Below are 19,660 nucleotides of genomic sequence, written 5' to 3' on the forward strand. Positions count from 1 at the left end.
ACCCTCGCAAGCGCTGATGAGGACAAGAAGGCGCTAACGTGAGCTTACTCGAGCAGTGTGATGCCGCGATGTTTGATATATATCGTTGGGCCAAGGAGGAGGCGGGCTAAAACGCCTCTATGCTCTTGCAAATGCTGACCGCAGAAAGAGCTCGGCCACGGCGAAGCAGCTCCTCAACGCTTAAAAGCTGACGGCTAATCGTTCATTCGCTAGTCGGCGAGCACGAAGTTGACGAGACGCCCGGGGACGACAATTTCCTTCAGCACGGTCTTCCCCTTGAGCCTCGCCGCAACGTCAGCTTCTCTCGCAGCCAGCGCCACGAGTTCGCCATCGCTGATCGTCGGAGCGGCCTGAATCCTTCCCCGCAGCTTGCCGTTCACCTGGACGATAATTTCGCGGATACCATCGTCGGCGAGAGTGGGGTCGTATGTCGGCCAGGGTTCATGCGACAGACTTTGCGGATGCCCCAGCATTCGCCAGAGTTCCTCGGCAATGTGAGGCGCGAATGGTGCCAGCAGCAGAACGAAGGATTCGACTGCTGGCCGTGGCTTGATGTCCAGACCCGTCAATGCGTTTGACAGCTCCATCAGCTTGGAGATCGCCGTGTTGAAACGCAGGGCCTCGATGTCGTTGCCGACAGCCTTGATCGTTTTGTGAAGAACGCGCGCGATCTCTCGAGACGGCTCCGCGTCCAGAATCTTGCTCGACAACGTGCCATCCTCTCCAATTGCGATCCGCCATACGCGATGGAGGAAGCGGCTGACCCCGGCCACGCCGGACATTTGCCACGGCTTGGCAACGTCCAATGGTCCCATGAAGAGTTCATACAGACGCATGGCGTCGGCGCCGTATCGTTCGACAACCTCGTCAGGATTGACGACATTGAGCCTCGACTTCGACATCTTCTCGACCTGGCGCTCGACCTCGATTTCTCCGACATACCAGCGGCCGTCGCGCTCGGCCGCGTCCTCCGGGCGATAGTACCTTCCAGCCGCATCCTTGTAGCTGAAGGCCAGGATCATTCCCTGGTTAAACAGCTTGCGGAACGGTTCTTTGGACGTCACGACGCCGATGTCGAACAGGACTTTGTGCCAGAAGCGCGCGTAGAGCAGATGCAGCACCGCATGCTCGGCTCCTCCGACGTACAGGTCGACGGGCAGCCAGTATTTCTCCTTCTCGGGATCGATCGGCGCGGTCACGTTCCGAGGATCGGCAAAACGCAGGTAATACCAGCACGATCCCGCCCATTGGGGCATCGTGTTGGTTTCCCGCAGAGCTTCCATGCCGGACTTTGGATCGACTGTTCGAACCCAATCGCCCGCCCGTGCCAGCGGCGGCTCCCCGTCCGGCGTTGGCCTATATTCGTCCAGTTCGGGAGGCAGCAATGGCAGGGCGTCTTCCGGCAGGGGCACGATACTGCCGTCGGCGGCATGCAGAATAGGAAAGGGTTCTCCCCAGTATCTCTGCCGCGAGAACAGCCAGTCGCGCAGCTTGTACTCGACGCGCCCCACGCCAACGCCTTGCGCGGTCATCCACGAGATCGCTGCCGTTCTTGCCGTCTTCGTCTCCATTCCATCCATGAACCCGGAGTTGATCATCGAGCCTTCGCCCGTCCACGCGGCAGGCGGCACTTCGCCGGAGAGGGAGCCGGATGCCGACACGACTTCGACGACCGGCAGCCCGAACTCCTCAGCGAAATCGCGGTCGCGGTCGTCATGGGCGGGAACGGCCATGATTGCCCCTGTGCCGTAGTTCATCAGTGCGTAGTCAGCGACCCATACCGGTATCCGCGAACCATTCGCCGGGTTGATCGCATACGCTCCGGTGAATACGCCGCTTTTGGACTGGGCTTGCGACTTCGCTATCGCACTCATTGCCGCCGCGCGGGTGCGGTAGGCGTCGACCTCTTCGCGTTGGCCGACGGAAGTGATGGCATCGATAGCAGGGTGCTCGGGGGACAGGACGATGAACGTCGCGCCGAAGATCGTTTCCGGACGCGTGGTGTATACGGTCATGGAACTCTCTCTGTCCTCGATGGCGAAAGTCACTTCAGCGCCTTCCGATCTTCCAATCCAGTTGCGCTGCATCGCCTTGATGCCTTCCGGCCAGTCCAGTTCATCCAGATCCGCGAGCAGGCGGTCGGCATAGGCGGTGATTTTCAGCATCCACTGGCGCATCGTGCGACGTTCCACCGGGTCTCCGGTTTCCACGTAGCGGCCATCCTTCACTTCCTCGTTGGCCAGCACCGTACCTTGTGCTGGGCACCAGTTGACAGCAACGTCTGCCTGGTAGGCCAAGCCGGCCTTATACATTTGCAGGAAGATCCATTGCGTCCACCGAACGAATTCGGGATCGGTGGTCGAAATCTCCCGACTCCAATCGTAAGAAAAGCCCAGACGCCGGACCTGCTGCCTGAAATTCGAGATATTGCTCCGCGTGGTGATTGCGGGATGAATGCCCGTCCGCACGGCGTATCGCTCGGCGGGCAGCCCGTAGGCATCCCACCCCATGGGGTGCAGGACATTGAAGCCCATCATGCGCTTGTAGCGAGCCACCACGTCGGTCGCGGTATAGCCTTCGGGATGGCCTACATGCAGGCCGTCGCCGGACGGATAGGGAAACATATCAAGGACATAATATTTCGGGCGGCTTGTGTCGTCCTCGGTTTTGAACGTCTGGCTTTCTTCCCAGTATCGTTGCCATCGCGGCTCGATCGTCTTGGGGTCATATGGCATTGCGAATTCCCTTCTGTCTATTCGGACGGGTCCGGGCGGGGCCGGAAGCTGAATTTCTGACCGAAGAGGAATGGCAACAAAAAAACCCGCCTCTTCGGCGGGTTGCTGCATCTTAGAAACGCAAGCGCGTGCTAACCCACCATCGGAATGATGGCGAGTAGGAGCTGTGAGTTGGTGCGCGCAGCGTTCATGTCTTTTTTGATGCCACGGAACCGCTTTCCTGTCCAGACGCCGGCGGCGCGGTTAGTGTTGCAGAGGTGCTGGGAGGAAACTTGGACGTTTTGAGTTTAATTGCAATGTCCGGAACGGACCCTTCCTTGAATGACTTGCGAATTAGAGCAAGCGGAACCGCTCTTTGCTGTCGTTGCGCAATGGCGGTGATGGATCGATCGTCAGCCCGAAGAGTAAATCCTCAATCTCTTGAGTGGGTATGAAAAGATCACGCGCAATATGATTTTTTGATACGCCTTGCTTCCACAGATCCTTAAGCACCATTTCCCACACTGCGGATTTTTCGTGGGGTAAGCCATCCGGCTCAGCGGACCGATAGCGGCGATTGATCTGGACATATTGCCACTCGGTCAATCGTCCCAGCTTATTCAGCCGATATGCAAGAGCAACCGCAGCAACGCCCCAACGCTTCTTAGCTCTTATGATCTGCTCGACACTGCTCACATAAGGAACATGAGAAACCAGATCGTCATGCGGCATGAGAAATGCCGATGCAAAGGCGTTCGCCTCGTTTTCAGCCTCACGCCCCTGCGGCCCTCCGTGCTTGTGCATTACGAGATGCCCAAGCTCATGGGCGGCGTCAAAGCGGCTTCGTTCTGCCGATTTGAAGGTGTTCAAGAACACGAAGGCTTCGTTGTCACGCCAGCAGGAAAACGCATCAACTTTTTTCGTTTCCTCGGCGAGCGAAAAAACCCTGACGCCTTTGGTCTCGAGCAACTTGATCATATTGCTGATGGGCTTCTCACCTATCGCCCAGTGCTGTCTTAAAAGACGTGAAGCTTTGCTGGGGTCTCGCTCATGGCTGAGATCGATGAGATCGATGGGTGGCAAATCGTATCTTTGCTTGACCCATTCCAATACAGCAAACGCCAACACGCCTGCCGAAAGAGCAGCATCCCGTTCCCTTGCGCTCATTGACGTCAAGCTGCGAAAACTGGCAGCCTGAACATCAATAGGGTTCACATCATCGAGAAAGAAGAAATCACGGGGATATTTCAAGGCCCTTGCCAACGCATCTACGGTGCTGTCGTCAGGCGTTTGCTGAGCGTTGACAATGCGAGACAACGTGACAGGTGCGATGCCAGCCAATTCTGCCAACGCCTTCGCCGTCACTCGTCGCCGCTGTCTAGCAAGTTCCAACCTTGTGAAATTGAACATTTTCCTACTTGCGGCGTATTACGGGTTCGAACTCAACACCGTCCGGCTCAATGTCTCCCTTCACACGAACACTTTCCCACTCACCCTTGCGGATGATGAAAATACGTTCTTCAAACTGCCGGAAATTTCCGTTTGAAACCCCAGCAGCCTTTGAAAGTTCTGCACGTACGTCTTCCCCATTGACGGACACGCAGAAAAACCAAACACCGGACGGCGCAGCCGTTACAGGCTGGAACGTCACCGCGTCAAGCTCGCCGTCTGCGAAAAGGCTCCCCTGAGCCTGATCAATAGCCCGCTCTGCCCCGCTCCCTTTCCCGGAAATTGCCTGCGGCACGTGTTTCTCGTCACACGCCACGTCAACGCTTTGATAGATCACCTTGAGATTGCGCTCAAAGTGCCTAACCGCTTCGATGTTTTCCCTGCGCTCGTGCCGCCAGCCTTTGGAGCGAAAAAGCGCGCGAGTATTGCGGGTGCCATGAATGTAGGCAAACAAACCAGCGGCGGTTATCGGATCATCATCGACGGCGTCCGCTCGAGCACCAACAACTTCCCTGACGACATTGATCAACTCTTTGCGGGTTACATCAAACGCCGAAAGGCGCGTGTTGATTTCAATTTCGTCGACGTAAAGATGGATAGCGACCATGTGAGCCTCGATAATATTTTCGACCTCATTTGTGCTCGAAAAAATTATCGCCGTCAACTTTTAAAGTGGCCATTCAGAAAAGCGGTTGTTTTCCGCGTAACCGCCTTCAGGCGTCATATTTTAGACTTGACCTATTCAAGGCGATGTTGAACCGTCGTCAAAAACAGGGACTCAGATGCAAAGATTATTGGTTGTTGGCGTTAGCGCCACCGCTCTGACCGTTTGGTTTGGATGGGCAATGCTGCCCTATATTGCGCCGGTAATCGGCTTTGATTGGAAACCAGAAATTTTGGGCCAATGGGGCGACGCGTTCGGCGCACTTAATGCTCTTTTCTCGGCCCTCGCATTCGTCGCAGTACTTTATACATTACGACAACAGCAGAAGCAGATCGATGATGCAGCCACTGACCAGCATTTGCAGCGGTTTGAGCGCACGTTCTACGAGTTGCTAAGGCTTCTTCGCGAAGCGCGAGACGATGTCGAATTTCGTTACAGCGACAATTACAAAGGGAGTTCTCGCGAAAAAGAACCTAATTACGGTGATCGGGTCACCGGTACCGAAGCGTTCAAACGTGCTCAGTTCGAAATGAAATATTGGGTGGAAGCCGACCGTCTGGACGCAGATCATTTCACGACAGAATCAGTCGCAGACATCTATCTTCAATGCGTGCACAATCGATACGAGAGTACATTTGCGCCATATTACCGCCTCCTCTACACCATTCTGATCAGGATCAAGACCGATACTAAGCTTACACCCGATGAAAAGCATCGATTTGGCAATTTACTCCGGAGCCAGCTGACAAGCCACGAAGTTGCCCTTTGCTGCTATAACGGCCTCGCGGCAGTGTCAGGCAGCTTTCGAAGTCTGCTTATCGAATTTAAGATACCGAAATATCTCCCAAAAGCATTCGGCAGGGATATTTTTCTCTCCTATTATCCAGCATCCGCTTTCGAAGGAAGGGATGGTGTGTCCTTATTGCGGTAAGTGATGGTTGTCGACGTTGGCTGGTTTGTGATTCGGCCTTAATTGATTCTCGGCCCCCCGCGCTGGCTTGGCTATGGCCAAAAATAGCGCACCGACTAGATGGCGCCGCCGGCTTGAAAAGGGTAAAGCGTTGTTTAAAGCGCTTCGCCGCGGCAACAGGGGCTTCGACTGCTAGTTGGTAGCACACCCCTGCGTTAAAGCAATCGCATCCTCGGGATGCGTGACGTTGCCAATCTACTTCGGTAGGGAGGTAGACGGATGGCTGAATTACGTGCCTTCATTTGTCGAGAGGCAGTCGAGGCTGCCCCGCCTTCTTTCGAGCGGCATTTCCGCGTCCAGATTGACCAGTGCTGGTATATCCTTCGGCGCCAAGTCTATCTTCAATCAAAGGCCAAAGAGCGTCGACTAATTGATCCAGTTCTCTCGACGACCTGGGAGGAGTACCTGCTCTATTCAAATTTGATGCTTGCTCGACAGCCTCGGGCAACGGAACAGAAATGTTAACCCCAGGATAAAGGGCCACTGAAAGGAGCCGCTGCTGCTTTACCTTCAAGTGCACGAGCGGGTCAGAAAGCTGCCGATCAACAAGGTACATTGCTTCGTCGAAAGCGAAATCACATGTAGGCGGCTCGTCGAGATAGAGGGGACGCGTTAGTTCACGCCAGATTAAACGGCCAAGCCCTGCGAAACTAGACGTCCACGTTATGCGCTCGCCAATGCCGCCAATAACATACGCCCAAGCCAAAACCTCAGGCCAATCATTCGACACTTGCTCGGCAAGGCCTAGACTTGGTGTCCCCCCCGCGGCAACGGTTGCAACATACGCTGCCGCGAACGCAAGGAGTTCCCTCCGTTCCCCCGCTTTCCCGCTCGACCTTAGCTCCCTTATCAGATGGTCAAATAGATGAACTCGATCTTCAGGGCCGAGTGTTTCAAGCTCTCTTAGAAAAGAAAAGTCGGGCCAGCTATCGAATACCTCGGCAAGTGAAAAGTGCTCACGATCAGACCGGTTCTCTCGCGCTTGTCGGAGAGCCAGAATTGCGCTCGTTGTTCGGCTAACTGGATATGCTGCACCTTCCCCGGCTTCCAACAAGGACATCCATATCGGTTCGAGACGCTTCGTTACCTGCGGATTGGGCGTTGCCCCTCCGCGGATAAGGCGGTTACAGCTATCATATTTCTCCCGAACCTCGGTAGCTGACAAGCTTGGCCACAGCGCAAACGCACGGGAAACTGCAAAGGTCGCTGTCGCAAAGCAGCTTGCAATCTTAAGCTTATCTGGCGACCGACCCGATAACAAAACTGCTTCCGCGACAACCAGCCCACTCCAGCTAGCTTCCAAGTTAGAAAGGGACGGAACCCTTTTGGTTGACTCTAAATGCTCAAATAAACGACGATTTACGATATGGCTCCACGAGGTCAGCGGCGAAAATTCGCTGCGTAAGCTCGCAAACCTCGTGAAAAGTCGCCTTTGGGCATCCTCTGGCACCACGAAAACCAGTGGCTGCACATGGTCTGAATGACTGTTTCCTTTGGCAACGATGCCAACTTCGTTGCCCCCTATTTTTGAGTACTGACGATAGGACCACGGTTGTGATGCGCCCGAATAAAGGCCTGTTACAACATCGTTGACTTGATTTTCTTCGGCTACAAAAAAAAACAGTTCGTCCAAACTCATTACCATAGGCTCCCCGCCGGAGGTGCATACGAACGAGCGATCTGGTTCGGCAACGCTCCAATGTGATAGATGTCGAGGCTCGTCTTAGCACGCGTGACAATGGTGTAATAGCGTTCGTCGGTTCGGTGATGAGCGAGATCATCAACGAACATCCAGTGAAGCGCCCTGAACTCAAGACCTTTGCAGGCCTGCTCGGTCATGACCAAGATCGGACGGTCAGCATCCAATGCCGGATTGTAGTCTCGGTCTGATGTGTCACCCGTCCTAGATCTGACAATCTGCCACCGGTCCTGCAGGTCCGGGTCGGCCTCCAGTGAACTTGCTATTGCGTCGCGATCGTCTCGTCGCGGTACAACTACCCCCAAGCGATCGCCTTCCGCTATTCGGTCTCCGTATGCTCTGAGTTGTGTCTTTAAGCTTTGCACTAACTGCGCTAAGAGGCCAGCGCGATCGCTTTGATGTGGTAGTATCCGCGCCGGGCGAGGCCCATCGTAGTGGCAGGTTTCAGAGAGGGTGCGCCCCGTTCCAGTGCTTAATATACGATCTGCCATAGAGCAAATTTCCGGGGCTAGCCGGTAATGAAACGACAACCTTTGCTCTTCAGGTATCGGATTGAGAGATCGGACAGCTTCAAGACCATCCGCTCCTTCATAGATTTTCTGCCTGTCATCACCAACGAAGAAGAGTTTATCGGCTCTGGCGGCCAGAAGCTCGACTTCTTCAGGAATTAGATCCTGCACCTCGTCGACGAATAAAACGTCCAGCTTAGGTCGCCGGATGCGCGTCATTAAATCCAAAGCGCCTCGCGCCAGAAGAACCTTCCTTTCGGCAAAATCTCCATGATCAGGGATATCGGCTTTTTCGCTGCGATAGATTTCGCGTACCCAGCTTTCAAGCGTATTCACCAGCGAAGGAGGAAATATTTCTGCTCCATTTGCGTCAAGGCATCCTGTCCTCAGGAATTCGGCTAATGCTCGGGTAAACGTGAGAACCTGGACATTTGGCTTTCCTTGCATGCGAACGAATTGAGCTCGGCGCAGCAGGACGTTTGTCTTTCCTGACCCTGGTGGGCCCGGCACGAAATAATTACCCTCCAATCCCAAATTCTCGATCAAGCGAACTTGATCGAGATCGAGTTGTTCACGTTTCGCCCACCACAATGACATCTCTATTTCCCTTCGAGGTCTGCGCCTACAAGCATTGCAGCTAGGTCGCCGACCGCCCCCACACACGTGCTGAACATCAAGTCTGCGGTATTGTCTGCAAAAGCAATTGCGGGAAGATCAAGCTCAACGCTTCGCTTTGAAGTGCCCATGTGACCAGATAGACTAGCTGTAGCGGCCATCGCCCATCCTTCCGGTGTTTCGACAGGAGCGATTTGGTATCGTAGGTGCAGATGCTGGAACTCGCTGTCCCCGCCCGCCGGCAAGTCCCACTCAAAATTAAGCACCTGTTCGTGCTCCCGTGGTCCGGCCGTTATTTTGTGAATTGAGGTAATGCCCAGGTCTCGCTGGTAAGCTCGAATTTGTTCGTCAAGATTCTGGGCGTAGCCAAGAACCTGTTGTCGCAATTGGGCTGGGTGCTCTACGGCGTTGTCGCCTGCTGAGCGTTTAGGGAGAAAGCCAATAGCTGCGAGGCCAATCTTTTTCTGGTTTTCCTTGCTGCGCTGGAAGTCTTCCAGCGCTAGTGCCGACCTGCGCTTCCAATCCTTATCGAGAGCTCGCCGTCCCAGCAAAAGTAAGCTTGGCTCAACATCTTCACTTGAAATCACAGGAGTTTGGGTAGCAACGATCCACGCAAAGCGGTAGCGATTGGTGCTCGACGCCTGATATTCCGCCTCGAACATCTCTGACCTCATAACAAGGTCATGTATCAGCCCTCCGAGCTGATAAATATCAACTGCGTGCCACAGTTCTGGGCTCGCAGGTAGAAGGCGAAACAGATATTCCGGGGGCGAATAACGTGAGGTAGCCACAACCGGTAACTGATTGCCGTGATCAGTACCCAGCCCCATTGGATCATGAATTTCCCGGGCTACCGAGACATCAAGCAACGTTGCGTGAGAAAAATCATCGGAAACGAAAATGTTAGCCGATTTAATATCTCGATGGCAGAGCCCTCTGCCGCGGAGGAAAATGCAAGCCTGCGCAACCTGATCGATGATTGTCGCTATGTTATTACGAGGCACCAAGGGCAGGCAGCTAGCAAGTTCACTTCCCTCAGCCTTGTTCATCAAGATGTATAAACGATCTTCGAACCTCCCACCGTCGTAAATCTTGACTAGGAATGGGCAGTCGTGATCGCCAATTACTTCAACTTGCTTGGCTATCCGCTTTTCAGTCTCGGCACCACGCTCGCCAACCGAGAATTCTTTGTCGAGCACCTTCAGCGCCAGGAGGCCGTTCGGCGATTTGACAGTAAATACCGGAGCAGTGCCTCCTCGTCCTGCCGTATCCAGCAGTTCCCAATCTGGTCCCTTATTCGCGCACCAACGATTGGCGATCTCTAGGTTTTCTTGTTCATCCAAGGTCGTAACCGCCATGCGCAATTGAATTACCCTATTGCAATTAATAGTAGAATATCGACTGCTGGCAATAGCCCGTCAAAGCTCTATTCTCGCTATCCACAGTGACAGCTTTATGATCGGACGCCCGAAGGCAAAGGAGACCGCTTTGAGAGCATGGTGATATCTGGCTGTCGGGAAGTCGTCCTGATTCTTTATTCCACTCACTAGGATCGGAAATATTATCATCGCTAAGGTGCCTGGTGATTTCCGGGCCTCAAGCTTCGCGTAATTTCAGTACTCAACAAACGCTACACAACCGAACTCAGCGGCATCTTATATAAAAGACGCGGGCCAAAAGAAGCTTGCAAAAGTTTGGATACAATTTGCAGCATTGCTGTAGCGCGTGACCAGTTGGTGCCGCCACGCTGGAAAAGGACGAAGGGAGTGTCGGCTTTGAGACGCTACAAGAGGCAACTCTTCCAATGGTGTATGGGTGGCTCGCGCTAACACTGTGCTAACACCGGCCTCGGCGACGAATCGCAGACATTGAAAACAAAGAGTTTTTTCGGAGACGGTAAGCGTTGTGCTAGCCATATTGCCGTATCAGAGAAGGGTAAGCAAAAACTGATAGATCAATAAAATTAGTAAGTTGGGAACCGCACCCGACAGGATTCGAACCTGTGACCTTTGGAATCGGAATCCAACACTCTATCCAGCTGAGCTACGGGTGCATGCCTGAGGCGGTTTGAATCGCCTGTCCGATGGGTGGTTCTTAGCCTAGCTTGCGGCCGGCTTCAATCGCGAAATTCTCAGAAATACCGATGCTTGCGGTTTGGCACGTGTTTTTATCCGTCAGCCTGTGTGAACGGATAAAAAACTCCGCCGGCCTTGCGGGCGGCGGAGCTTGGTTGTCTGGGGGAGGGCGCCTGCGGCGCTCAGATCTGCATGGCGCCGGGGCCGGGGATGGCTTTCGGCGGCACCTTGCCGAGGATGATCATCCCCAGCACCTCGTCCTTGGTCACATCCTCGGTGCGGGCGTGGCCCACGAGCTGGCCGTTCTTCATCACCGAGACGCGGTCGGCGAGGTCGAAGACGTCGTGGATGTCGTGGCTAATGAGGAAGATGCCGATGCCTTCCTTCTTCAGCTGCTTGATCAGCTCGCCCACCTGTGCCGTCTCCTGGGGCCCAAGGGCCGCCGTCGGCTCGTCCATGATCAGAATGCGGGCGTTGAAGAGGATGGCGCGGGCGATCGCCACCGATTGCCGCTGGCCGCCGGAAAGCGCCTTGACCGGCTCCTTGAAGCGCTTGAAGTTGGGGTTGAGCCGCCCCATCACCTCGCGCGCCGAGGCTTCCATCGCCACGTCGTCGAGCGTGCCCCAACGGGTTTTCAGCTCGCGGCCGAGATAGAGGTTGGCGGCGGCGTCGACATTGTCGGCGACGGCAAGCGTCTGGTAGATCGTCTCGATCCCGTATTTCTTGGCATCGCGCGGATTGCGGATGTCGGCCGGCTCGCCGTTGATCAGGATCTCGCCGCCATCGCGCTTGTAGGCGCCGGAGAGAATCTTGATCAGCGTCGATTTGCCGGCGCCGTTATGGCCGAGCAGGGCCACCACTTCGCCGGGGTATAGATCGACCGAGGCGTTGTCGACGGCGTGGATGCCGCCGAAGGAGATCGAGATGTTTTTCAGTTCCACGAGGGGAGTGCGTTGATCAGCCATATCTTTAGCTCCTCTCACTTGGCACGGGCGCGGTAGACGGTGTCGAGCCAGACCGCCACGACAAGGACGGTGCCGACGACGACGCTCTGCAGCGGTGTGTCGACATGCGCCAGCACCATGCCCGATTGCAGCGACTGCATGACGAGCGCGCCGAGCATGGCGCCGGCGATGGTGCCGGTGCCGCCTGCCAGCGACGTTCCGCCGATCACGGCGGCGGCGATGGTGTAGAGCTCGTCGAGCGTGCCCTGCGAGTTCGTTGCGGCGTTAAGGCGGGCGGTGGAAATCGCCGCTGCGATCGCAGCCAAAATTCCCATCAGCGCGAAGATGCGCACCGTCACCCAGCGGGTCTTGATGCCGGCAAGCTCGGCCGCCTCGGGGTTGCCGCCGATCGCGAAGACATAGCGGCCGAAGCGCAGCCTTGTGGCGATGAAGGTCATGATGATGCCGACGACGATGGCGATCAGCACCGGCACGGCGATGCCATAGGGAATATCGAGGCCGGTTTCCGGCCAAGGGATATTGTTGGTCTCGGCATATTTCTTGGCGATGTTGATCGGCCAGTAATAGCTGTTGGCGATCGAGACGGCCCCGAGGATCAGGAAGCAGCTGAGGATGGCGAGGAAATATTCCGCCCAGATCGGCCGGCGCGGAAAGCCGAAGCGGCGGCGCTGATGACGCGAGCCGATGATGCTGGCGATGACGAAGAGGCAGGCGGCGATGCCGACCACCCAGCTCCAGGTGGCGCCGATCGAGCCCTCGGCGCCGCCGCCCATGATGCGGAAAGTCTGGTCCATCGGGGCAACCGTCTGGCCGCTGGTGACGAGCCAGGTCGCACCGCGCCAGACGAGCAGGCCGCCGAGGGTGACGATGAAGGAGGGAACGTTGAGGAAGGCGATGATCATGCCCTGGAAGGTGCCGATCAGCGCGCCGGCAATGATGCCGATGAGCAGCGTGATCACCCAGGTGAACGGGCTGTCGAAGCCGATATATTCCGGCAGGATCTTCGCCTGGGTCACGCCCATGATCATGCCGCAGAGGCCGAGCACGGATCCGACCGAAAGGTCGATGTTGCGGGTGACGATGATCAGCACCATGCCCGTCGTCATGATCGCGATATCGGTCGTCTGGACAGAGAGGTTCCAGAGATTGCGCGGGGTCAGGAACAGGCCGCCGGTGATGATGTGGAAGCCGATCCAGATGATGACCAGCGCGCCGATCATGCCGAGCAGCCGCGTGTCGATCTCGGTCGCCCGGAAGAAGCGGGTGACCGGGCTGGCGTCCGCCGTTCGCGGTCCGCTCGATGTTGTGGATTTTACCATTTCGGCCATGGGTTTGCCGTTCCCCCATTCTTGTTTGGACGGACGCGCCGGCGTGCGAAGGGCTGCCAATGGCGTCATCAGTCTGTTCTTCAACTGACCATCGCAACGCTTCCGGAAGCCGGTCGCGTGGCGACGCGACGCTCTTCCGGCAGGGAATGCAAGTCCGCGATGGTGCGGCGAGGCGGAGAAAACTGCATCTCTGGAATTCTCATCCGCATCCGGCGCCGCAGCGGTGTTCCGCTGCGGCGCCGGTTATTCTGGTTCAACGCTGGCTTACTTGCAGGCAGCGACGGTGTCGGCCTTGACGCCCTGGCAGGCTTCAGCCTTGGAGATCCAGCCGGCGTCGATGACGACGTTGAGGTTTTCCTTGGTGATCGCCAGCGGCTTCAGGAAGACCGACTGCATTTCCACGCCCTTCGGGCCGCCCTTGAAGGCCTGAGCGCCGTCCACCTTGCTCATGTCCTTGCCGCCGGCGAGGTCGAGAGCGATTTCAGCGGCGCGCTTGCCGAGTTCGCGGCTGTCCTTCCAGACGGAAACCGTCTGCGTGCCGAGCGCGATGCGGTTCAGCGCCGCCTTGTCGCCGTCCTGGCCGGAAACCGGAACGGAGCCGGCGAGGCCCTGGGCGTCGAGCGCTGCGATCGCGCCGCCGGCCGTGCCGTCATTGGAGGCGACGACGGCGTCAACCTTGTTGTTGTTGGCGGTCAGGAACTGCTCCATGTTGCGCTGGGCGTTCTCCGGCAGCCAGCCGTCGGTATAGGCTTCGCCGACATTCTTGATCTTGCCGGCGTCGATCGCAGCCTTCAGCACTTCCTGCTGGCCCGAGAACAGGAAGTCGGCATTCGGGTCGGAAGACGAACCCTTGATGAAGACGTAATTGCCTTCCGGCTTGGCCTTGAAGACGCCCTCGGCCTGCAGGCGGCCGACTTCCTTGTTGTCGAAGGTGATGTAGAAGGCAGCCGGATTTTCGATCAGGCGGTCGTAACCGACGACCGGGATGCCTTCGGCAGCGGCCTTTTCGATCGCCGGGCCGATAGCGTCGGAATCCTGGGCAAGAATGATCAGTGCGTTGGCGCCCTGCGAGATCAGCGATTCGACGTCGGTCAGCTGCTTGGCGGCCGAGGACTGCGCGTCAGCGGAAATATACTTGGCGCCCTTGGCTTCGAGAGCCTTCTTGATGGCGGCTTCGTCGGTCTTCCAGCGTTCTTCCTGGAAGTTCGACCAGGAAACGCCGACGACGAGATCGGCAGCCATGGCCGCGGTATGCACGGAAACGAGAATGGCCGCGCCTGCCATCAATTTCAAAATAGACTTCATAATGTCCTCCCGAGTGAGTTGCGACCGGCCCAGCCCATGCTTCCTCCGGCCACCGCGAAAAGCTGTCGAGGAAAAATCGGATTATTTTCTCGACAGTCGAGAAATTTGATGTCAGAGATTTTTTCGGCTGTCAACACTGGGCCGTCAGCTTATTTTCCTTGCGGAACGGCGGTCGGCGATGCAGTGGAAGCGAGGGCGGAACAAGCATTGGGAAGAGGGCGGCATTCATGCTGACCAAGTCGAGCACGGAGCTGGTCCGGCAGAGAAACAGCGTGCTCGTGCTGTCCGTGCTGCGCCGCCACGGTCAGCTGGCGCATACCGAGATGTCGGACTTCACCGGCCTTTCCTCGGCCACCATTTCTGCGATCACGGCCGATCTGGAACGCGCCCATATCATCGAAAAATCCGAGCAGCAGGCGGCAAGCGGCCGCGGCCGGCCACGCGTTCTCTTGCGCCAGCGCCGCGATTGCGGCTACTTGATCGTCGTCATCATCTCGTCGGATGCGGTGCAATATTCGCTGGTGGATTATGCCGGCAAGCTGATCGACCGCTTCAGCGAGGAGCGCTCGCAGGATCCCTCAGGGGCCGCCCGCTTTGTCCAGGCGGTGCGCGCCGGGCTGTCGCGCATTCTCGATCGCTCCAGAATCTCCCAGAAAAAGGTGCTGCTGATCTCGATCAGCAGCAAGGGCCTGGTCAATTCCACCGAGCCGGTGCTTGTCTGGTCGCCGATCTTCGGCAGCGACCAGATCGATTTCGAATCGGTGCTGCGGCCGGAATGGCAGGCCAAGGTCATCCTCGACAACGAGACGCTGTTGGTCGCCGCCGCCCTCGGGGCCCGCGAGGAGATCGCCAAGGGCGCCGATTTCCGCTCGCTGGCGGCGCTATCGCTCGGCCACAGCATCGGCCTTGGCATCGTCCGGCGCGGCAATCAGACCGGTCAGGAGATCGCGGCGCCGAATTTCGGCCACATGCTGCACATGGCGGGTGGCGGCCTGTGTCGCTGCGGCACCCGCGGCTGCATCGAGGCCTATGCCGGCTTCTACGCCATCCTGCGCAGCGCCTTCGAAGTGCCGCTCGATACCATCCCCGCCAAGTTCGTGCCGGTGTCGGAGTTGGACAAGATCGCCGCCAAAGCCCGCCAAGGTCACCGCACCTCCGCCTTCGCCTTCCGCCAGGCCGGCCTGGCGCTCGGCAACGGCCTGTCGCGCATGCTCAGCCTCACCGAACGCATGCCCATCGCCATCACCGGCCCCGGCACGCGCTACTACGACCTGCTGCGCCAGGGCATCGAAGAAGGCCTCGGCCAGTCCCATATCGTCCGCATGGAAGGCATGCCCGAAATCCGCGTCGTCCCCGACGAACCGATCCTCGTCTTCGAAGGCCATCTCAACCGGGCGCTGTCGGTGATCGACCAGGATATCGTGCTCTCAGGCGGGCAGGGCGGGGATTGAAGACGCACTCCTCTCGCTCCCTCATTCCTGTGACAGGCACAGGAATGAGGGTGGGAGAGGTCGCGGCTTGACCCCGGTCGGTGGCGGCAGGTTGATGGGCCGGTCTCGCCGCTCTCCTTCTCTTCTCCTCGATTAGGAGATGGAATCGAGAGCTCGCGGCATATCGCCTTCGTCCCGTTCGCGCGGGTCCGAAGAAGGGGTCGGATAAGGGCCATATCGTGCCGCGTTGGACAGGAGGCGTGGCGCATCGATCCGTGCCGACGGTGAGTTTGGCAGAAAGGCACCCCCACTCCGTCATCCCAGGCCTTGAGCCTGGGAACCATTCTCGTTGCTGACTGAGGTTAATGTGGGTCCTCGGGTCAGGCCCGAGGACGACGGAGGGTGGGATGGATTCTGGAGCAGGATAGCGCGAATACGGCCGCAGCTGCGATGGCTACGTGGTCTTTGCCGGTCGCCTCATCGGCCCCAAGGACAAACTAGGTACCAAACGCAAATGGCCGGGCAAAGCCCGGCCATCTCACAGTCCACTCGGCAGAGACCTCTCAGCCGATCTTGACCAGCTTGCCTTCCTTGACCGACTGCACCGCGGCATCGGCGAGCGCCAGCGCTGCCAGACCATCGGCGCCGGAGGGGGAAATCTTCGTGCCCTTTTCGATCGCGGCGATGAAGGCGGCGATTTCGTTGGCATAGGCTTCGGTGTAGCGGGTCATGAAGAAGTCATGCAGCGGCGGGCGGGTGTAGCCGTCGCCGTTGGCCACTTCGATCGAGACCGGGCGCTGGTTTTCGGCTGCCGCCATGCCCTTGGCGCCGTGCACCTCGATGCGCTGGTCGTAGCCATAGGTGGCGCGGCGGGAGTTTGAAATGACGGCCTGCTTGCCGGATTTGGTCTGCAGGATCACCGAGACGCTGTCATAATCGCCGGCTTCGCCGATCGCCTTGTCCACAAGCACGGCGGCGGTCGCCAGCACCGAGACCGGCTCTTCGCCGAGCAGGAAGCGGGCCATGTCGAAGTCGTGGATGGTCATGTCGCGGAAGATGCCGCCCGAGCGCTTGATGTAATCGACCGGCGGGGCGCCGGGGTCGCGCGAGGTGATCGTCACCATCTCGACATCACCGATCTTGCCGTCGTCGATCACCTTGCGCACCGCCATGAAATGCGGGTCGAAGCGGCGGTTGAATCCGACCATCAGCTTGGCGCCGGTCTCTTCCACCACCTTGATGCAGGCCTTGACGCGGGCGACATCGAGATCGATCGGCTTTTCGCAGAAGATCGCTTTGCCGGCGCGGGCGAAGCGCTCGATCAGGTCGGCATGAGTGTCCGTCGGCGTGCAGATCACGACTGCGTCGATATCTCCAGCGGCCTCGATCGCCTCGATGGTGCGGACTTCGCAGCCATAGGCTGATGCAATCGCCTCGGCCGCTTGCGGAAAGGCATCGGCGACCGCAACCAGCTTCGCATTGGCGTCGCCGCTGACGGCTTTCGCATGAACCTTGCCGATGCGGCCGGCGCCGAGAAGACCAAATCTCACTGTCATCGTAAACCTCCCTTGAATTCGGAACAAATGAACCGAATTGCCAAAAATCTGGAATTTTCATTCCACCATCTCTGCGCCGCGTCAAGCCCGCGGCTCTTTCACATTTGCAAGATTCGAACTAAAGACAAGCGCGGCGCAGGCCGAAGGCAAGCGGCGCGTACTAAAGGCACGTGCGACATATCCGACCGCGGAGCAGGAATGCAACTCATCGATCCGAATCATCCGGCATACCAGCGCCTTTGGGTGCGCATTGCCATCGTTGCTGTCTGCTTCGGCTGGGCCGGGGTCGAGCTCGTCACCGGCGATCCGTTCTGGGCGGTGCTGGCGGGGGGCGCGGGCGCCTATTCCTTCTATATGCTGTTCTTGACTTTCAAGCCGAAGCCGCCGGTCGCCGCGGCAGCAGCCGAGGCCGACGCCGCGGAAGAGAGTGACGCCGAGGAGACGTCTGCGGAGAAGCCTTCCAAGGACGGGCAGGCGGAATAATCAGCGCAACCGCCGCAGCGCCTCATCGATTAGCAGATTGGCCAGCATCATGCGCTTGGTCGCATTGTCGCGAAAGGGCAGGGCGACGCTATCGGGGTGATTGGCGCGGGCGAAGGCGCGGCGCTTTTCGCTGAGCGTCAGCGGTGTGTCGGCCGCCGAGATCGCCAGTTCGGCGGCAACTTCTTGCGGCGCCGTGCGGGTGAGATGATCCGGCATGACGGGCTCGGGCGGAAGCGCCGGCGCGGGTTGCTCGACGCCGGCGGGTTCGTGTTCAAGATTGTCGAAATAGGCCTGGCCGACGCGCTGCGAGGCGACCGAAACACCCTCCAAGACGTCGAAGGCAAGCCCGGTGCCGAGGCCGGAGACGCGATGGGCGGCCGGCGCTTCGACCTCTTCGGCCGTCTCGTCCTCCGCCTTCAGCCGCTCGAGGACTGATTGAAATACCGACTGTCCGAACAGCATCCGCCTTCCTCAAGAGCATTGCGTTTTCTTCGAAACACCGACGTGCTCTAATTTTTCCTCGCAATTTCCGGACGCAAAAACCGCTGCGTCTTGTACTGGAATTGCTCCAGCGTGCATTAAAGATGGGCAAGATGGCGCCGGGCTTGCGGATTTAATCGTTGGAGCATGATGTCGCCCGAAAACCGCTGACACTTTTCGGCATCATGCTCTCTAGCCCGCCTGCTTCAGGCTCTCCTCCAGAATGATGTCATAGAGCAGCCTGGCGCTTGGCGGCAGGGCCCGTTCTCTGGCGGTGATCAGGCTGTAGGGTTTGACGTTGATGTCGAAATCGATCGGCAGCATGCGCACGTCGGAAGCCTTGGCACTTTGGCTCGCCAGGAACTGGGCGACGTCGGTCGCAACAGGAGCGATCGCATCGGTTCCGCAGACGATAGCGCAGGTCAGCAGCAGCGACGAGGTGTTGACGATATTTTCCGGCAGCGCCACGCCGCGCGACAGGAAAATATCCTCGATCGTCCGGCGCAGCAGCGTGCCCGGCGGCTGGAACACCCAGTCGTAATCCCTGATATCGGAAAGGCTGCTGGTCTTTTTCTTTTTCAGCAGCGGATGGCGGTTGCGCACGATCAGGCAGGCGCGCTCGATGCCGATCTCCTTCACCTCGAACAGTCGCGGGTTGAGGTCGTCGGGGATGCGGCTGATGATGAAGTCGTGGCGGGCGGCGAGCAGCTCGCGGGCGAGCACATTGCTGGTCTCCACCTGGATGTTGATCTCGATGCCGGGATAGGCCTTGCGCACCCTGTTGATCGCCGGCACGACGAGGCTCATGGCCGGCGCCGTCACCGCGCCGATGAAGACCGGGCCGCCCTTGCCGCTTTTCAATTCGCCGATCTCGCGGCTCGCCTCGCGCAGCTCCAGCAGGATCTTTCGCGCCCGCCTGGCGAGCGCCGCGCCGAAGGTGGTCAGCACCACGCCGCGGGCGACGCGCTCATAGAGCGTGGTCTTGGTGATCGATTCCATTTCGGACAGCATGCGCGACGCAGCGGGCTGCGAGATGTTCAGAACTTCCGCGGCAGCGGAAATTTGTCCGCTATCTTCGATTGCGACGATCATCCGCAGGTGATTCAGCTTAAGTCCTGCACGCAGAAGGCCGTCGTCGCCGAAACTATCGCTGTGGATATCGACGTGATCCATCGAAATTGGCTCTGAAACAATCGTCATGGTTGCGGCCTCCTCGCCGCGCTCCATCAAAAGTAATACTTTTTAACGATATACCAAAATTGTTATGCACTTTACCAGTTATTCTATTTGACAGTTATAGGAATCCATACCAGTTTGCCGCCGTGTGCTGGTTGGCACTCAACACGTGTGAGATCGTGGAGGAGACCTACTTCGTTTCTCACCATCTGAAGTAACTATCCAATACGGAACCTGCCACA

15 protein-coding genes and 1 tRNA gene are annotated in these 19,660 nt (G+C 57.9%); 3 read left to right on the forward strand and 13 right to left on the reverse strand.

The window, feature by feature from the left end; genetic code table 11:
* Positions 1-209: 209 nt before the first annotated feature.
* From leuS to FFM81_RS05255, 3 genes are all read right to left on the reverse strand, one after another.
* Entirely contained in the window at positions 210-2,735 is a 2,526-nt protein-coding gene (gene leuS / locus FFM81_RS05245) for a leucine--tRNA ligase (RefSeq protein ID WP_138384932.1), read from the reverse strand.
* Between the two features lie 333 nt (positions 2,736-3,068).
* Entirely contained in the window at positions 3,069-4,124 is a 1,056-nt protein-coding gene (locus FFM81_RS05250) for a helix-turn-helix domain-containing protein (protein ID WP_138384933.1), read from the reverse strand.
* A gap of 4 nt (positions 4,125-4,128) precedes the next feature.
* Positions 4,129-4,770: a hypothetical protein gene (locus FFM81_RS05255; RefSeq protein ID WP_138384934.1), complete on the reverse strand. Its 642-nt coding sequence runs from the start codon at positions 4,768-4,770 to the stop codon at positions 4,129-4,131.
* Positions 4,771-4,945: 175 nt separating this feature from the next.
* Between FFM81_RS05255 and FFM81_RS05260 the strand changes: the two genes are divergently transcribed.
* A complete protein-coding gene (locus tag FFM81_RS05260) occupies positions 4,946-5,758 on the forward strand; it encodes a putative phage abortive infection protein (protein WP_138384935.1) in 813 nt (270 codons plus the stop codon).
* Between the two features lie 277 nt (positions 5,759-6,035).
* Here the strand turns inward: FFM81_RS05260 and FFM81_RS05265 are convergent, their stop codons facing one another.
* From FFM81_RS05265 to xylF, 7 genes are all read right to left on the reverse strand, one after another.
* The gene (locus tag FFM81_RS05265; protein WP_138384936.1) at positions 6,036-7,436 is read right to left on the reverse strand and encodes a hypothetical protein; all 1,401 of its coding nucleotides are present in this window, start codon (positions 7,434-7,436) and stop codon (positions 6,036-6,038) included.
* Positions 7,436-8,602, reverse strand: coding sequence for an AAA family ATPase (locus tag FFM81_RS05270; RefSeq protein WP_138384937.1), 1,167 nt, complete (start codon positions 8,600-8,602; stop codon positions 7,436-7,438). Before FFM81_RS05270 ends, FFM81_RS05265 begins: the two co-directional genes overlap by 1 nt.
* Positions 8,603-8,604: 2 nt before the next feature.
* The gene (locus FFM81_RS05275) at positions 8,605-9,978 is read right to left on the reverse strand and encodes a protein kinase domain-containing protein (RefSeq protein WP_138384938.1); all 1,374 of its coding nucleotides are present in this window, start codon (positions 9,976-9,978) and stop codon (positions 8,605-8,607) included.
* A gap of 621 nt (positions 9,979-10,599) precedes the next feature.
* Positions 10,600-10,673, reverse strand: a tRNA-Arg gene (locus FFM81_RS05280).
* 204 nt (positions 10,674-10,877) lie between these two features.
* The gene (locus FFM81_RS05285; RefSeq protein WP_003565759.1) at positions 10,878-11,660 is read right to left on the reverse strand and encodes an ATP-binding cassette domain-containing protein; all 783 of its coding nucleotides are present in this window, start codon (positions 11,658-11,660) and stop codon (positions 10,878-10,880) included.
* A 14-nt stretch (positions 11,661-11,674) separates the two neighbouring features.
* Positions 11,675-12,988 (reverse strand): sugar ABC transporter permease, encoded by a 1,314-nt coding sequence (locus tag FFM81_RS05290; RefSeq protein ID WP_025416809.1) that lies wholly within the window; start codon positions 12,986-12,988, stop codon positions 11,675-11,677.
* 264 nt (positions 12,989-13,252) lie between these two features.
* Positions 13,253-14,293 (reverse strand): D-xylose ABC transporter substrate-binding protein, encoded by a 1,041-nt coding sequence (gene xylF, locus FFM81_RS05295; RefSeq protein ID WP_003565756.1) that lies wholly within the window; start codon positions 14,291-14,293, stop codon positions 13,253-13,255.
* Positions 14,294-14,520: 227 nt separating this feature from the next.
* On the opposite strand from xylF, the gene FFM81_RS05300 reads away from it, so the two are divergent.
* Entirely contained in the window at positions 14,521-15,744 is a 1,224-nt protein-coding gene (locus FFM81_RS05300; protein ID WP_138384939.1) for an ROK family protein, read from the forward strand.
* 542 nt (positions 15,745-16,286) lie between these two features.
* On the opposite strand, the gene iolG is transcribed toward FFM81_RS05300, so the two are convergent.
* Entirely contained in the window at positions 16,287-17,279 is a 993-nt protein-coding gene (iolG, locus tag FFM81_RS05305; RefSeq protein WP_003565752.1) for an inositol 2-dehydrogenase, read from the reverse strand.
* Positions 17,280-17,477: 198 nt separating this feature from the next.
* Here iolG and FFM81_RS05310 point away from each other — a divergent pair, with 198 nt between their 5' ends.
* Positions 17,478-17,762, forward strand: coding sequence for a hypothetical protein (locus FFM81_RS05310; protein ID WP_003565750.1), 285 nt, complete (start codon positions 17,478-17,480; stop codon positions 17,760-17,762).
* Here the strand turns inward: FFM81_RS05310 and FFM81_RS05315 are convergent, their stop codons facing one another.
* Positions 17,763-18,224 (reverse strand): hypothetical protein, encoded by a 462-nt coding sequence (locus FFM81_RS05315; protein WP_138384940.1) that lies wholly within the window; start codon positions 18,222-18,224, stop codon positions 17,763-17,765.
* Between the two features lie 210 nt (positions 18,225-18,434).
* On the reverse strand, positions 18,435-19,442 hold the full coding sequence (locus tag FFM81_RS05320) for a LysR family transcriptional regulator (RefSeq protein ID WP_003565746.1): 1,008 nt from the start codon (positions 19,440-19,442) through the stop codon (positions 18,435-18,437).
* Positions 19,443-19,660: the final 218 nt, after the last annotated feature.

The organism is Rhizobium hidalgonense (assembly GCF_005862185.2).
Classification (GTDB): domain Bacteria; phylum Pseudomonadota; class Alphaproteobacteria; order Rhizobiales; family Rhizobiaceae; genus Rhizobium; species Rhizobium hidalgonense.